This is a genomic window from Sphingobium sp. TomTYG74, from assembly GCF_055393875.1.
The window spans coordinates 1,544,181-1,559,872 of record NZ_AP027341.1 but is presented as its reverse complement, the minus strand read 5'-3'; the positions used below and the strand labels follow the sequence as shown (position 1 = coordinate 1,559,872).

Here is a 15,692-nt window from a genome sequence, read left to right as displayed (position 1 = left end):
TCATTCCCGCTGGAGGCATTTTCCGGGACAGGGTCAAAACCGGCCTGCGCTTCAGGGGAGCGGGGTTTGGCCGTCAGGACGCGTCTGCATTGCTACCGCGCGTCTTACCGCACTTCTCAACGATTGTATTGGTTTTGAGGAAAAAGCCAACCTTACCTTATCAGCGTAGTCAGGATAGCGGGTGGTTACCTTTGCAACAGCGCCCTCGATAATCTTCTCTTTCTCAGCGCCGAAGCTGGCGCTTCGGACATGGAATACATAAGCGTGGGGGGAAATAAAATTACGCCATCCTGCGTTTAGCGCGCGCATGCAAAAGTCATTTTCCTCACCGTATCCACGAGGGAAAGTTTCTTCATCAAAAAACCCAATAGCATTGAAAAGCGCTCGGCGAATGTACATGCAAAATCCGGATCCAGTGGGAACTTCGACTGGTTCACAGCCAACAGTCTGAATCAGAATAGATGCGGCGTGCTCATCATAAGAAACGTCCTTAGGTTTTGGATTGGGCTTATTTGAAATGGGAAAGGAGAATGCTCCAGCATTATCGCTCATTGCCGTTACGGTGCCCACCTTACCCCGATGAAATGCCGTACGTTGCAATCCGTCCAAAAATCCGGACGTTACGATCGTGTCGCTATTCAGAAGCAATATGTCATCTTCACCAGCCCATCGGATACCTATATTGATAGTGCCAGTATATCCCACATTTTTCTTATTTATTATTAAATGAAATCCTGCACGGCACGCGTATTCTCTCATAAGAGGGGCAATGCGAGGGTCCGTGCTGCAGTCATTTATGAGCAAAACTCGATTTGCGCTTAGATCAATGTGATTTTCTATAGAAACTAGACAGGATTTCAATTCATCATAAGCATTAAATATCGGAACAATCACCGTACATTGCGGAGATCGATCATTTCTCATTGGAATATGATAATTCGATATGCTTTCGAAGGCGTGCCACAGATTATCCCTGAGGGTCTCAGGTGAATAGTGCCTTTGTATCTTCGCGCGCCCTGCTTCTCCCATCATAGCGATCAACTCGCGGTTTTCACATAGGCGAGATATAATCGCACAGATCCTTTCGACGTCGTGCGGAGGTACCAGGAATCCGGTTATACCGTCTTCCACGAGTTCCGGGACGGCTCCCTGTTGGTACGCAATTACTGGGCGGCGAGCTACCTGCGCCTCAGCAATCGTTCGCCCAAATGATTCTGCGAAATGTGACAGGCTCAGGATAACGTTGGCAGCTTTCATAACTACGCCGGGATTCTCTGCGTAGCCAGCGAGGGCCAAATTTGTAGGCAGGCCCCGCCTTTTTAGTTCGTCAGTGTAAGAGTTTTCAGGCCCGAATATCAGGAAACGCGCAGAAGGAGCTATGAACTCGCAGCGTCGAGCGACATCCAGAAAGTCACCGACACCCTTCTTCGGCAAGTTGCTACTTGCAATCGCAAAGACGATATTTTCAGATATTACATTCGGAAAATCAAGATCGGTGGCATTCACAATGTTTGGTGCAACAAAAGTGCGATTCTCTCGATGGTAAAAATCATATGTTGCCATTGAGTTGGCAATAATATAATCAGATCTATCAAAAACGTCCCGCAAAATATCTTCTTTTGAATAACCGATCTTTTCGGTTAGATCAGGATCGTGATTGATCAGCTCTCTTGCATGTATTACCGATTTTTTCTTTAGGCGGCGGGCTGCAATCGCCGGCTCAACCAATACGATCGTATTTGAGTAAACGATATCAGTATGGCTAAACTCAATTAAGTCACAGAATGCTTCGACGATATGCTCATCGGGATTACGCCGATTGGTCCATTGGAGATAGGGTATTACCGCAACGCCTACCGCACGTTCTCGCACTAATTTTATGTAAAAGTCATGATTTTTAGTTGGTAGGGCGACGACGATGTTTATCTGGAGGTTAGATAATGCATCAAGCACATCTAGAAAGCTGCGTTCTCCGCCGAACAGTTGATGGCTTACAACATGCGCACAAACGAGTACAGTCGAAGCGTGCTCAATAGGTTTCTTGTTTCCTTCATACCATTCGAAACTGAGCGGGGGTTCTCCAAGATCTATGGTTCCACTGGCATGAGCATTGATAGATCCATCGCAATCCACACCCCCTAAAGCTGATTTGACGGCTTCAAGATAGCCGCGACCGAAGCGTGTTGATGGCTCCAAAGTTGTACCTTCAGCCCATTCATTCCAAGCATTAACAAAAACGAGGCTTTCGCTATTGAGGTTGTATTGTTCTTCTTGCCGAAGGACTTCTTTCAACCAATGATGAAAGCGAGCCGGCGTCGCTCCAATAAAGATTCGGGAATCTCGAGGTCGCCTGGCGGTGTTGTCCCAACCCAACATAGTGCCGCGATGAACTGGCCATGGATAGCCTTCTTCGAAACGCGCAATATCGCCATCAACAACAGCATCGTAGCCGAAAATCGTACCGTTAAAATCAGGAGCTAGGTCTAAAACCTCAGACTTAGCGTCAACTTTTTCTGCTTCATGAGGAGGGAATAACACAAAGGCATCGACACCAAATTCTGACGGATGTCCATCCAGAGGCTCTAATCCAAAACGAACTGCGCACAGGTGAATTTCGCCGATATCGGCCTTGCGACATTCATCTCTCCACATTTCCGAAGTTTCCATCCAATTCGGAATTACTCGAATTCGATAGACCAGCAGAACGGGCTTCCCATCATGTCGGATATAACGAGGATCCTTCATCATTGTGATGAATTCATGGATTAGCTCGCGGTTGGATTCCATGCTATACGATTGTTCGAGAAGGACGTGGCGATTTTGCCCATCCCAATTTCTCGACCAGTTTTCATTTGCCCAACAGACGCAAAATGGAAAGTCTGGTTGCCCTGAAGACAACATTTGCTCAAGCGGTTGTTCGAGAAGCTTTTTGCCGTCAAACCAATAGTAATAATAGCAAAATCCGTGGACACCGTAAAGGCGGGCAAGATCCGCTTGTGCCTTTTGAGTTTCAGGTAGGCGCAGATCATAATATCCGAGATCGGAAGGTAGATACGGCTGGCCATGGGAGCGAAACAGCGGTCGCGCCTTGACCACGTTTGTCCACTCAGTGAAGCCCTTTCCCCACCAAGAATCATTTTCTGGAATCGGATGGAATTGCGGAAGGTAGAACGCTATCGTTTTAATGGCGCGGTTCGACGATTTCCGAGCCTCTTTTGGCTTCCCGGGTTCAAAACTCTTTTTAGCGATACCGGCCTCATCACAGATGGACGAGAGAATGGCTGAGATAAGCGGCGCTGAGGCTTTCCGATCCGATAATTCGGTAGGCTGGATGCGATAGGCGGTGAGCTGGTGGACAACAAGAGGGGGGATGATTGTAACTGACCCGACGGGACATTGGAGGATAGCCACTGGCTTTTTACGACCTAAACGAGCAAAAAATGTGCCTATTGGCCCGGCTACGCTTGCCTGTTGTTCTCTGGAAAGATTCGTCAATGATGAAGAAAAAAGGCTATCTTGAAAGTTCGTGCTGCTCCAGCACTCGGACACGGACTGAAGCGCAGAGTTTGAAAAGCCTAATTCTCCATTAATCCAACATACACTGGTATAGTCGGATAAAGCACCCGAATTAGCAATATGGATGAATGACGACGCTGCAGATTTGGTGTTTTGGTGGAAAACAATTGCCAAATTATTAGCATTTTTGGACAAGCAGTGCTCGTCAATGAGCATTGAATTTGAAACAGATAATATCAGATCGAATTTTTGCCTAAGGCATCTTAAGGCGGAATCCAGCTCTCTGAATTGCTGATAATTAGTGACGTGGGCCAAAATAGCCCTCTCCGCCTTGAAAGGCATAGCCCTTAGGGAGAAAAGGTCTGCGTAGCCGTTCTCACCAGCCTCACAGATAATTTTTTCAGAAGGCGGCTGAAGACGTCTAGAATCCATATGGGGAAGCGACGGGAATCGAAGCCGTCCTAATTTCTGGCCGATCCATAAATAATGCTCAAGTGGACTCATGCCGAGCATCTCAACATCTGGATACTCTTGGAGATACCACTCTTCATCGAACTCTTGGGATGCGCGCAATGAACTGATTTCTTTCTGGGTCACCTTCTTCACAGCTTTATAGGCCCTCTTTGCGCTCTTTGCCATCAAAGCCCAACCGGCGCCCCTCATCCATGCCGTGCTTTATATAATGTAACAGCGGATCAATTCCCGCCTCTGCTACGTCGGGATAGGATCTGAGATATGCTGCGGAATCGAAAATTCGCTTTCGTTCTAGCTTTGCTTTCTGTTTCTTGATCCGAATAGGCGCGGGCATCAGCGAGTATAGTTGTCCCTTCAACCCAGATGTAACTCCCGATGCCAAGACATCTGATAATTCACGAAACCAAACAATCTTTTCTTCAGCGCGCTGAGCGGCGCCTTCTCTCTCTCTAAGAAGGCTAGTCAGCGTGGCAATCTCTCTAAATCTGTCGCTAAGCTTCGCCTTTAATTCAGATATCTCATTATTAGATTCTTTCTGTTGATTTATTGGAATGTTGTCTAATTCTAATTTAAGCTCTTCAGCTTCGGAAGTACGCTGAGCAATGACATCTTGCGCCTGGGTGCACTGCGCTCGTAACTCTTCGACTTCGGAAGTACGCTGAGCAATGACATCTTGCGCCTGGGTGCACTGCGCTCGTAACTCTTCGACTTCGGAAGTACGCTGAGCAATGACATCTTGCGCCTGGGCGCACTGCGCTCGTAACTCTTCGACTTCGGAAGTGCGCTGAGCAATGACATCTTGCGCCTGGGTGCACTGCGCTCGTAGCTCTTCAACTTCGGAAGTGCGTTGAGAAAGCATGTTCTGGGTTCTCGAATGCTCGTCTTGCTCTTCCTTCAAAATCGCATCCAGCGCCTTGACCCTGCGTCCAGAGTGCCAGCCTACGGAAACTAGACGTGAGAAGGCCGGAGCTGCCCCATTCAGTTCCGCACGAATGCGATCAAGCGTCACATAGTCGGTTTGTTGCTCCGTCCCCTCCATCCAGCGAACGAAGATCGCGAATGTTTCGCGCAACCAAGGGGAAAGGAACGGATCGTCGATAATCTTTGCAGTCGACTCATGATGATGGCGTAGTCGATCGCTCAGGAATCCACCGATTTCCTCGCGCGTCTGGGCCGACATGCGAGGCCAGCTAACATCAAAAGTGTTTTGAAGTCCGGCCGCCAAATTCGGCCAGCCAGACAGTAGAGCCTCATAAGAGCAAACCGCCCTGGGGAATTGACGACTGCCTGACTCAGCTTCAAGTACATGTCGGAGCCAAAGGAGATGCCCGTGTGCTGGTTCCAGCCCACTCCGTTTTGACAAAGAGTTTGCCACCTCCAACGGGTTGCGTACCGGCATAACAACAACGGGTCGCACACCTGCGCTCTGAATCGTATCTAGCCAGAATGGAGAGAAACGGCAGATGCGTGGATCCTTGAGCACAAACAGGTGAGACCGCCCGAATTCCTCTTCAAGCGCAATTATGGCCTTCTCCTTAAACTCGGCCATCTTGGGGGATAAATACCAGTCTGGATTGAACGCCAGCCAATCATGCCAATTCGATCCGGCAGAACTCAGGATTTCTTCATTAAGTTGCGCGATAGCCAAAGATTCCCAGTGACCCGTTTCATTAGAGGGAAGCGCTCCCATCAGGGTCTTTGGCAAATCGCAACCTAGCAGGTTTAGCACACGCGTAAGCGCGCTCGTCCCCGAACGGTGCATGCCGAGGACGACCACGCCCACACGCTCATTTTGAGTTGCTACAGATAATTTCATTTCCATATCTTTTGTCGTGTTCCCTTCGCCGACGCACTGTAGGAGCAAGATTCTCAAGGCACAACCTAGTCAATCACTCGGGGCGAATGTGCCCAAGTGAAGGATTTTCAAGCCTTCTCCGGCGTAGGACGATGGTGCATAGCGGTTCTATGTCTGGATTGCATTATGACCGAATGTCGTCGGTATCGCAGTGGGTGGCGGCGAAGCGAGGGCTGCCAAGGGCGCCCCCCCCCCCTGCGAGTATGATGTGAGCCTCGGAATTCGCTCGGCTTGAAATTCCTGCATTTTGCGTTCAGGGGAGTTTGCTGCGTCGGCGCACCTTGAGTAGCCTTTTGGCAATTCAAGGAGGCGGTCGGCCTGCGGCGGTTACTAGCTTTTGGTAAGATATGGATCACAGACTGAAATTATTGTTGGTAGCGTCCTGCTGTTTGGGCGCTTGTTCTACTTTGCCAACAAGCGGTCCTACGGGACCACAGATCGTCAAATCTGCTGAAAAAAGCACGACAGACATCGCGGTCATCGAGGTGAGCGACGCTTCCGTCTTGCCGCCCGCACCTGAACACGCGCGGTGGGCCTTGCCCGAGATCACGCCGACTCCAACCGACATGATCGGCCCTGGAGACGTGATTTCCATTTTTATCTATGAAGCGGGAGTGCCGCTATTCAATGGCACGGCAACGGAATTGGGCGGAACTTTTGACCCGTCCGTGAAGGTGCAGAACCTGCCCCCCAGCAGAGTGGACGATAATGGACACATTGTCGTGCCTTATGCAGGCAGATTGGACGTTGCCGGCAAAACCTTGCTCGAGGTGCAGAATTTGATCCGACGCTCCTTGCGCGGATTGTCTCAGAACCCTCAGATTTTAGTCACACTCCAGCAGGTCGTCAACAATTCGGTCATTGTCGGCGGTGAGGTCGGGCAGCCAGGGCGGCTAGTGTTGCAAACCAATCGGGAAAGGCTCTCCGATGTGGTTGCCCTCGCGGGGGGCTATCGCGGCAATGCCAAAGATTTGCTTCTGCGCGTCCGACGCGGCCCGCATGTAGCCGAACTACGATTGAGCGAAGTACTGCAGAATGCTGAAGTCGATGGGCTGGCATATCCTGGTGACCGCCTGACCCTTCTCCAGGATCCGTTATTATTCTCGGTGCTTGGCGCCTCGGGGCGGGTGCAGCAGCTGCCGTTCAGCCGGGGGGCGATGTCGCTGGTGGAGGCTATCGCAGCTGCTGGAGGGCCGAGCAGCAGCCAGGGCGATCCAGAAGCTATTTTTGTTTTCCGTTATGAAAAGCATGAGGCGGATGAAATTAAGCCTGTTGTTTATCATTTTAATATGATGAAAACCGGCTCTTATTTTCTTGCTCAGAAGTTTGCGCTGCGCGACAACGATGTTCTTTATTTTGGTAATGCGCAGGCCAATCAGCCTAGCAAGCTAATACAGCTCATCAGTCAGTTATTCTCGCCGATTATTACGGTCACCAATACGGCAAATGCGCTGAGCAATTAAAGATATCCAGCGTTTGCGGGAGATGTCGGCGCCGAGATGAGGGAAGATGAAGAGGAAAATGCTAGTTCAATCCTTTGAAATCTCAGATATTAAGCTCTTCACTCCCCGCCATATCGGTGATGAACGTGGCTATTTCGCGGAAACCTTTCGCACCGATCTTTTTGCCGAGCATTGCGGCAATTTCGCTTTTGTACAGGACAATGAGTCGCTGAGCCTTCGACAGGGCACTATCCGCGGCCTGCACTTCCAGAGCGATCCGTACCCTCAGGGTAAGCTCGTGCGCTGCACCGCAGGCGCTCTGTTCGATGTCGCGGTCGATATCCGTCATGGTTCCCCCACTTATGGGAAGTGGGTTGGAGTGACGCTGACACCCCAGAACGGCAAGCAGCTCTGGGTGCCTCCAGGTTTTGCGCACGGTTTTTGTTCCATGGAACCGAGAACGGTCATCTGCTACAAGGTGACAGGTTATTACAGCGCCGAATGCGACAAGGGGCTGCGCTGGGACGACCCGGCAATCCGCATAGATTGGCCGGCCGTCGCTGACCCCGAAACATTGTCGCCAAAGGACTGCCAACAACCGCTGCTAGCAGATCTTCCCATTTACTTCAGCTGGAGCGAATGAAATGCGCGTGATCGTCACTGGTGGCGCCGGCTTCATCGGTTCGGCCCTCGTCCGCTATCTTGTGCTGGAAAAGGGCTATAAGGTACTCACCATCGACGCCCTGACCTATGCCGGGTGTGAGGCGTCGCTGAAGGAGGTCGAGGGCAGGGAAAATCATCGCTTCCTGAAGGCGGATATTCGCGACTGTGGCGCGATGGATCGGGCGATCACGAGCTTCAAGCCCGACCGCATCATGCACTTGGCCGCCGAGAGTCATGTCGATCGCTCGATCACCGGCGCGGGTGACTTCGTCCAGACCAATATAGTGGGCACCTTCACCCTGCTCGAGGCAGCGCGCGGCTATTGGAACGGCCTTGCAGGTGCGGCGAAGGACGCCTTCCGCTTCCTCCATGTCTCAACTGACGAGGTTTATGGTTCATTAGGCGACGAAGGGCTGTTTGAGGAAACCACCCCCTATGATCCCAGTTCGCCCTATTCGGCGTCCAAGGCGGCGTCTGACCATCTCGCCAAAGCGTGGCAGCGCACTTATGGGCTACCGGTGGTAGTTTCGAACTGCTCGAACAATTATGGGCCTTATCATTTTCCCGAAAAGCTCATCCCGCTCACTATCCTCAACGCGCTCGGGGGTCGCGCGCTGCCGGTCTATGGCAAGGGTGAGAATGTGCGCGACTGGCTTTATGTCGATGATCATGCCCGCGCGCTCGACCTCATCATCGAGCGCGGCGTCCCTGGCGGAACCTATAATGTAGGGGGGCGTAACGAAAAGCGCAACATCGACGTGGTGCGTCGGATCTGCGCAGTGCTGGACGAGCTTGTCCCCGCCGATGCACCGCGGGAACGGCTGATCGAGTTCGTCACGGATCGCCCTGGTCATGACGTTCGATACGCGATTGATGCGACCAAGTTAGAGACTGAACTGGGCTGGCAGGCACAGGAAAATTTCGACAGCGGTATCGAGAAGACCGTGCGTTGGTACCTCGCCAATGAATGGTGGTGGCAACCGTTGTGCGATCGTTATGACGGTCAGCGGCTTGGGCTGAACGCCGGGTTGCCGCCTGCAGGGGTAGCTGCATGAGGATTGCGGTTACGGGGAAGGTGGGGCAAGTCGTTACCAGCCTGCTCGAAAGGGGTGCAGCGACCGGGCATGAGGTGATCGCACTTGGTCGGCCTGAGATGGATCTGGCCGCTCCGGCATCGGTTTCCTGGACGCTGGAGGCCGTAGCGCCCGACGTCATCGTTTCAGCGGCGGCCTATACGGCAGTTGACAAGGCTGAGAGCGAAAGCGATCTGGCCCATGCCGTCAACGGCCGTGGTGCTGGCGCGGTGGCGGAAGCGGCTGGAGCGCTTGGCGTGCCGCTGGTCCATGTCTCCACTGACTATGTTTTCGACGGCACGTTATACCGGCCTTATATCGAAAGCGACCCGACGGGCCCGAGAGGCGTCTATGGTGCCTCCAAATTGGCAGGTGAGCAGGCTGTTATGGCTGCCCATGGCGACAACAGCGCGGTCCTGCGCGTGGCATGGGTTTACAGCCCATTCGGCGCGAACTTCGTGAAGACTATGCTGCGCCTTGCGATGGATCGGGACGAGGTCTCCGTAGTCGCCGACCAGCTGGGTAATCCGACGAGTGCGCTCGATATTGCTGATGCTATACTGTTGGTCGCTTCCAACATGGTACGCGATTGCAACCCAGCCCTGCGCGGTATATTCCACATGACTGCGACGGGCGAGGCAAGTTGGGCGGATTTTGCCGAGGCGATCTTCGCCGCTTCCGCCGCGCAGGGAGGGCCATCGGCGCAGGTGAAGCGGATCACCACCGCAGACTATCCAACCTCGGCGACCCGACCTGCCAATTCGCGGCTCGACAGCAGCCTGATCGCGCAGGTTCATGGCGTAGTCCTGTCCAACTGGCATGATGCGGTGAAAATCGTAATCGCCCGATTGCAACCCGCTAATAGGAACAACGACGCATGAAGGGTATCATCCTCGCCGGCGGCAGCGGCACTCGCCTTTACCCGATGACGCTGGCGACCTCCAAGCAGCTCATGTCGGTCTATGATAAGCCGATGATCTATTATCCGCTTAGTACCCTCATGCTGGCGGGAATCCGCGAGGTGTTGATCATCTCTACCCCGCGCGACCTACCAGCGTTCCAGGCACTGCTGGGCGATGGATCGCAGTGGGGCATGAGCTTCGAATATGCTGAACAGCCCAGCCCCGACGGCCTTGCGCAGGCCTATATTATTGGCGCCGACTTTGTGGCCGGTCAGCAGTCGGCCCTGATCCTAGGTGACAATATCTATTACGGTCACGGGCTGCCCGAACTGCTCGCCAGCGCATCGGCGCGCAAAGAAGGGGCAAGCGTGTTTGCGTATCACGTGCAGGACCCAGAGCGTTACGGTGTCGTCAGCTTCAATAAGTCCAAGAAGGCTGTCTCGATCGAGGAAAAACCCGAGCAGCCCAAGTCAAATTGCGCCGTGACCGGACTCTATTTCTATGATGCGCAGGTGGTGGACATAGCCGCCAATCTGGAGCCATCCCCGCGTGGCGAACTGGAGATCACCGACGTCAACCGCGTTTATCTTCAACGTGGGCAACTCAATGTGGAGATCATGGGGCGCGGTTTTGCTTGGTTGGACACAGGTACGCCCGACAGTCTGCTTGATGCGGCGGAATTTGTACGCGTTCTGGAGAAACGGCAGGGATTCAAGATCGCTAGTCTTGAAGAAATTGCATTTCGTCAGGGATTCATCGGCATTGAGGAAATGGAACGGGCAATAATCAGGCTGGGAAAATCTGATTATGGTCGCTACTTGAATGCGATATTGAAAGAGTACTGATAAGATATCAGATTTATTCTACAATTATTTTTACACATCAGTAAAATTCATTTTGAACCGTTTTTGTGAATCGTGTATGTTCGGTGCAGAACCAAAGCTAATGGAGAGGCTGGCCCGCTGCAATCTTCCCCACAAGATGGTGATGGAACACGCTGCACGCGCCTTGTGCAGGCTCGATGGACACAAGGAGAATGAAGATCGCGACGGTCGGCCGTTGTGGCACAGCTAGTGCTGCAGGTCCGTGCTGTCCTAAACGCCATGAGAGCGCGCCTTGGCTAGGCCCCACGCAGAAAAGCGAACGTTTTGCCTTATCCGACGTCGCGCGATAACCGATTGATCGCTAAACGCGCCTTCCTGACTGGAGCGGGTAGCGGGGATCGAACCCGCATCACAAGCTTGGAAGGCTAGTGCTCTACCATTGAGCTATACCCGCCCGTCAGGAGCCAGCGCCTTTGCCATCGTTCTGGGGGCTGCGTCAATAGTTTGGGTTCACGCTTGTCGGGATAATTGTACAAGAGGCTTAGCTTTGCTCCATTTGCCGCACCGTGCATTCAGGTTGTTCCTTGGCGCAGTTCTGCAACTCCGCGTGTCCTGTTCCGTTAGGAGTGCGGCAGATCGAAGGTAATCGCGATGTTCAGGCCGCCCGATTCACTCTGGCACACAGTAGAAGCGCGTCATTCGTCGGCATCCAGCATTCGTCAACAACCGGTCAGTGAACCTTGGATGCAGAAATGTCAGAGCCGCTTGTGCGCGACTGCCGCTCTTTTCCTGTTTTGATCCCGGACCATCGCGCGAAGTAATTTACCTTTCGATACAGATGGGATGTCAAGATATTTCGGGGCGTTGTCGAAGAACCAGTTCATGGCTTCTTGCTCGGCTGCAGCGTAGCCGGTGCCCTGTTCACCTTTTTGGAGTTCATTGTGTTCCATGAAAGCGGTTTCCAAATGCTTCAGCAGCGATTCTGCCGCTGCTTCCATTTGTAGGCGTTCAGCACTCTCACGATGAGTCCGGAAATGTTTCGCAGCCTCCTCTAGGTTGCCTGCGGCTGGATCAATGCCAAAAGCGATCAGGAGGTTGTGCGCTGCGATCTCATCCGTGCCAATGTTGAGCTTCTCCATGCCGTTCTCCTAGAGCACCATTGCCCGGCTGCAGCCGCGGGTGGCGTTCCTGTATATACCATGCGGGCGCGCCTTTCCCGAATTGATTCCCCAAGGTGCCCCACGTGAAAACTTGATCGAATTAGTGGGCGATCGCCCAGGGCCTTGATGCCCGCTATGCGATTGATGCGACCAAATTGGAGGCCGACTTGGGTTGGCGCGCAAATGAACGTCGGCGCATCGCGTTGAGTGCTGGAGCGCCGACCATCAACTGATCGCGCAAGTTGGCTCATGTTCGGGCATCAGTGCGACGCAGCATCTGCGTCACTCGTTCGTGAACCGAACTCCTTGATGCGGACATGCTTATAGGCTTGCGCCATTCAACCTTGGATCCCCTTTTTTCCTCGGCGGCCGATGGAAAACAGCTTACTCTTTCCAACAGCAGTTGATATTGCGCCTCCGTCGCGCGGACCTGGCCACATAGGTGAATGTAGGGCACCCGGTACTTTTCGAACGTCCGCCGCATCCATTTCGCTGGCTCCGCGCTCGTCATGCTGAGCCGTGAGAGGATGTCGTTCGGGGTTAAGAGAGCGGCCCCTTCGCTGATAGCTGGACGATGCTTTCGCGCGTCGTCACGGTCTGCATCGATTTCGCTCCGATGCCCAAGGTGCGGAGGTGCAGGCTTCTGTGAGGACACGCGATCGACGGGCGATGCCGTCCGCACACCACCAGACGGCATTACTATTTCGTCCTTCATCCCTTCTCTCGCAACCCCGCGTCTCGGGCTTTGATGAAGTTGCGATCGCTGTCCAGGAAGGCAGTCAGCATTGCGGGGATGAGTTCGACCACCGGTTCCTCTATGCCATAGGCCTGCGCATAGATCGCGGCATAGTCGCGCAGGGCATTCTGCAGGTCCGGCGTTATGGTGATGGCCAGCTTGACCGGTGTCCTGTCCGGCAGCTTGGCCAGTTTCAGCTCTGCCATGCCTATTCTCCTGTTCTTTCGCGCCAGGGCGCTAGGATGAGATCGCGGCTGACCAGAAGGCGTACCGGTGTTCCGGGCCGCACCGTGATCGTCGGCTGGATGTCGAGGTCGCGCGATGTGATCTGGGCGCCCGCGCGTGACACATTCTGCTGCGATGACTCACGGATCGCCTCGACAAGGTCGCTTTCGCCACCGATCGTCAGTTCCGAGCCAACGGCTAGGAGGGTTGCGATCGCCACACCCTTGAGCAGCGACCAGCTGTGAAAATCGACCCTATCGGCGAGGCCCGCATATCCAGCCGCGTCGGTTGCCGGAAAATTGTCGAGGCGGAGCGAACTTCCATCCGGCAGCATGAGCCGCTGCCAGATAACAAGCGCGCGTCGCTGGCCGAAGGCGACGACGCTGTCATATTTTCCTACGAGGCGGGCGCCCTGCGGTACGAGCAGGATGTGGCCAGTCACGCTGTCGAACACATTTTGCGTCACTTGCGCCGTGACGAGTCCTGGAATGTCGGAGTTCAGCCCGGTGATCAGGCTACCTGGAATGATGCTTCCCGCAGCCAGGAGATAGGGTGATGCTGGAGGTGCCAAGGTGGGTGTGTTCAGGTCGCTGCCAGTGGCGGGACGTTCGGCGAACGCCGCCTTTCGATCCTGCGAGGCTGGCGACGTCCCGGCATCCGGTGCAACGACCGCGGTCGAGATCGCCGGAGCCTCGGCCGCGCGGTCCACAGTTTTCGTCTGGACGAGAATGCCGGACTCCCGGGCTGTTTTCAGTTCCGCGAGCTTCGCCAGCCTTTCGGCTTCCGCAGCGTCCGCTGTCGATCGACTGCTGCCCGACGTGTCCACAGCTTCCAGATGCTGTTGCTGCGCGCGCAGGATAGGTCGCCCAAGGTCACCCGGCAGAGGCGGCCCAAGCCTTGGAACATCACCATAGCCTGTCGGCAGGCTGGACAGTGCATCGCCGGAGTTTGCCGACGGCTTGGAAAGCTCGCTCTCCTGCGCCACTTGCCGGAAGATCTGGGGCTTAAGGGCCATCCATGCGACACCCATGAGGCTTGCCGACCCCAGGGCAGCGATGCCGATGATGGCGCCGCGGCGGAAGCGGACCGCTCTCATCGGCTGCGATCGCAGTACCAGGGTTTCAGGATCGACCTTGGCCTGGGGCGGATCAGAACGGACGGGCGTATCGGCAGTTGTCATGCCCCCCTCCAACGCTTCTGGCCACCCAGTCGGGTGATGCGCACAACCTCCTGCTTTTTGAGGCCGAGTCGTAGTTCCGCCACGCCGAACAGCCGATCGACGATGTAATAGCGCTCGCGCAGGCGGTAGTTGACGAGTTCAGCCTTGCCGTCCGGGTCAAGGAGGAAAAGTGGTGGCGCATCGCCCTGAACCAGCGCGGGCGGGAATTCGATAAAGGTCTGGCGGCCATCGTCAAAGGCGCGCAATGGCCGCCACGACGGCCGGTCGCCCGAGATCGCATAGTCGAAGTTCAACCGAGCTATGTCGAGGCCAGAGGCGACGGGGGCTGCGGCGCGCGCGGCGTCTGCCTGCCGCTTCAAAGCGATAAGGTCGTCCTGCGGATAGGTCCAGCTTATGCCTGCCATCGCCGTCGCGGCCGTGCTCGCAAGGCGCAGGTGATAGGTCCGGCGACTGGTCATGATGACGAGGTTGGTTGTCAGTCCAGCGGAAAAGGGCTTCACGAGGATGTGCGTGCGCTTGGCCTCGCTATCGCCACTGCCATCCATGCCGGACGTAGTATCCCCGATCACCCAGCGCGTGGTGTCGCCACTGGCTACCGCGACGAGAGTCTCGCCAGGCTGCAACGCGATGTCCGTGACCAGTCCCGGCGCCGTATAGGCCTGGAAGATAGCGCCGTCGGCGAACGGATAGACCTGGATTGCATTGATGAAGCTTTGGACGGCGGGCTGGGCCGTCGCCTTGCGGTTGACCGAGGCGACGCTGCGGAGGGAAGTTGAGAAAGTCTGCGCATCAGCCTGCGGGGCGGCAAGGATGATGGCAGACAGGAGAATATGGCGGAACTTCATGGCTGGTACTCCTGGCTGTTCTGGATAGCGGCTCCCGCCAGCGCTGGTGTGGATGAGGAACCGGGGGATTGGCTGGGTTGGGCTGCTGGGTGCGCCCGGGATGGAGCGGTGTCGCCGTCGAGTTCGCGGCTCCAGTCGATCGCATCGACATAGATGCCGAGCGGGTTTCTTCGCAGCACGTCGGCACTGGCGGGCGCTTTGGTCGCGATCGTCAGGATCGCGGTCCAGCGGCTCGTCCCGGAGTGCGCGCCCCTCTCGAAAACAGTCTCGGTCCACTTGACCTGGAACGACCTGTCGGAGGCGCGCACGACGCTGGTGACCTGGACCGACACGGTTTGCTCGCCGACCTGGGCGAAGGGGGAGGCCGCGCGCGCATATTCGCCGAGAAACTGCGCGCCGCGCCTTGTCGCAAAATCATAGGCCTCGAGCCAGGCCCGGCGCATCAGCACGGGATCGAGCGACACCGAGCGGATGTTGGTGATGAAGCGCGCAAGGTGCCAGGCGACCTGCGGGTCGGTCGGCCGATATCCCACATCGGCCGCCTGCACGGCGCGAGCCTCGCCGAGCCGGTCGACCTCGACGACATAGGGGACGACCCGGCTCTGCAGCGACAGCCAGGCAAGCGCCGCCGAGGTGCCCGCAGTCAGGAACAGGCATCCAAACGCCATCAGCCGCCAGCTGCGCGCCTGGACGCGAGCTGATCCGATCCGCTCGTCCCAAAGCTGGCCCGCGCGCTGGTGGGGCGTCTCGGGTGGCGGGGTGCGCCCATAGCGCTGCATGCTTCGCTTGAAGAACAT

12 protein-coding genes, 1 tRNA gene and 1 pseudogene are annotated in these 15,692 nt (G+C 55.2%); 6 read left to right on the top strand and 8 right to left on the bottom strand.

Translation table 11 applies throughout. The features are described from left to right. Positions 1 to 51: 51 nt before the first annotated feature. Together ACZ5TB_RS07895 and ACZ5TB_RS07890 are read right to left on the bottom strand one after the other, a co-directional pair. A complete protein-coding gene (locus ACZ5TB_RS07895; protein WP_464790799.1) occupies positions 52 to 4,155 on the bottom strand; it encodes a glycoside hydrolase family 99-like domain-containing protein in 4,104 nt (1,367 codons plus the stop codon). Beyond that, positions 4,127 to 5,812, bottom strand: coding sequence for a sulfotransferase family protein (locus ACZ5TB_RS07890; RefSeq protein WP_464790798.1), 1,686 nt, complete (start codon positions 5,810 to 5,812; stop codon positions 4,127 to 4,129). The genes ACZ5TB_RS07895 and ACZ5TB_RS07890 overlap by 29 nt, the downstream gene beginning before the upstream one ends. 380 nt (positions 5,813 to 6,192) lie before the next feature. Between ACZ5TB_RS07890 and ACZ5TB_RS07885 the strand changes: the two genes are divergently transcribed. The 5 genes from ACZ5TB_RS07885 to rfbA are packed head-to-tail and all read left to right on the top strand — an operon-like array spanning position 6,193 to position 10,770. Then, complete coding sequence (locus tag ACZ5TB_RS07885) at positions 6,193 to 7,308, top strand: polysaccharide biosynthesis/export family protein (protein ID WP_464790797.1); 1,116 nt, start codon at positions 6,193 to 6,195, stop codon at positions 7,306 to 7,308. Between the two features lie 58 nt (positions 7,309 to 7,366). Then, a complete protein-coding gene (rfbC, locus tag ACZ5TB_RS07880) occupies positions 7,367 to 7,930 on the top strand; it encodes a dTDP-4-dehydrorhamnose 3,5-epimerase (RefSeq protein ID WP_464792511.1) in 564 nt (187 codons plus the stop codon). Between the two features lies 1 nt (position 7,931). Continuing rightward, on the top strand, positions 7,932 to 9,005 hold the full coding sequence (gene rfbB / locus ACZ5TB_RS07875) for a dTDP-glucose 4,6-dehydratase (protein WP_464790796.1): 1,074 nt from the start codon (positions 7,932 to 7,934) through the stop codon (positions 9,003 to 9,005). Then, on the top strand, positions 9,002 to 9,904 hold the full coding sequence (rfbD, locus tag ACZ5TB_RS07870; RefSeq protein WP_464790795.1) for a dTDP-4-dehydrorhamnose reductase: 903 nt from the start codon (positions 9,002 to 9,004) through the stop codon (positions 9,902 to 9,904). Before rfbB ends, rfbD begins: the two co-directional genes overlap by 4 nt. Then, positions 9,901 to 10,770: a glucose-1-phosphate thymidylyltransferase RfbA gene (gene rfbA / locus ACZ5TB_RS07865; RefSeq protein WP_464790794.1), complete on the top strand. Its 870-nt coding sequence runs from the start codon at positions 9,901 to 9,903 to the stop codon at positions 10,768 to 10,770. Before rfbD ends, rfbA begins: the two co-directional genes overlap by 4 nt. A gap of 359 nt (positions 10,771 to 11,129) precedes the next feature. Here the strand turns inward: rfbA and ACZ5TB_RS07860 are convergent. After that, positions 11,130 to 11,203, bottom strand: a tRNA-Gly gene (locus tag ACZ5TB_RS07860). Positions 11,204 to 11,504: 301 nt separating this feature from the next. Continuing rightward, entirely contained in the window at positions 11,505 to 11,888 is a 384-nt protein-coding gene (locus ACZ5TB_RS07855) for a hypothetical protein (protein ID WP_464790793.1), read from the bottom strand. Between the two features lie 79 nt (positions 11,889 to 11,967). Here ACZ5TB_RS07855 and ACZ5TB_RS07850 point away from each other — a divergent pair. After that, positions 11,968 to 12,097 (top strand): annotated as a pseudogene (locus tag ACZ5TB_RS07850) (dTDP-glucose 4,6-dehydratase); the annotation flags it as partial. Between the two features lie 523 nt (positions 12,098 to 12,620). Here the strand turns inward: ACZ5TB_RS07850 and ACZ5TB_RS07845 are convergent. From ACZ5TB_RS07845 to trbF, 4 genes are read right to left on the bottom strand one after another with little or no spacing between them, the layout of a single operon-like run. Further along, entirely contained in the window at positions 12,621 to 12,851 is a 231-nt protein-coding gene (locus ACZ5TB_RS07845) for a DUF2274 domain-containing protein (protein ID WP_464790792.1), read from the bottom strand. 2 nt (positions 12,852 to 12,853) lie between these two features. Then, entirely contained in the window at positions 12,854 to 14,050 is a 1,197-nt protein-coding gene (locus ACZ5TB_RS07840; protein ID WP_464790791.1) for a TraB/TrbI/VirB10 family type IV secretion system protein, read from the bottom strand. Next, positions 14,047 to 14,895: a P-type conjugative transfer protein TrbG gene (trbG, locus tag ACZ5TB_RS07835; protein WP_464790790.1), complete on the bottom strand. Its 849-nt coding sequence runs from the start codon at positions 14,893 to 14,895 to the stop codon at positions 14,047 to 14,049. The genes ACZ5TB_RS07840 and trbG overlap by 4 nt, the downstream gene beginning before the upstream one ends. After that, complete coding sequence (trbF, locus tag ACZ5TB_RS07830; RefSeq protein ID WP_464790789.1) at positions 14,892 to 15,692, bottom strand: conjugal transfer protein TrbF; 801 nt, start codon at positions 15,690 to 15,692, stop codon at positions 14,892 to 14,894. The genes trbG and trbF overlap by 4 nt, the downstream gene beginning before the upstream one ends.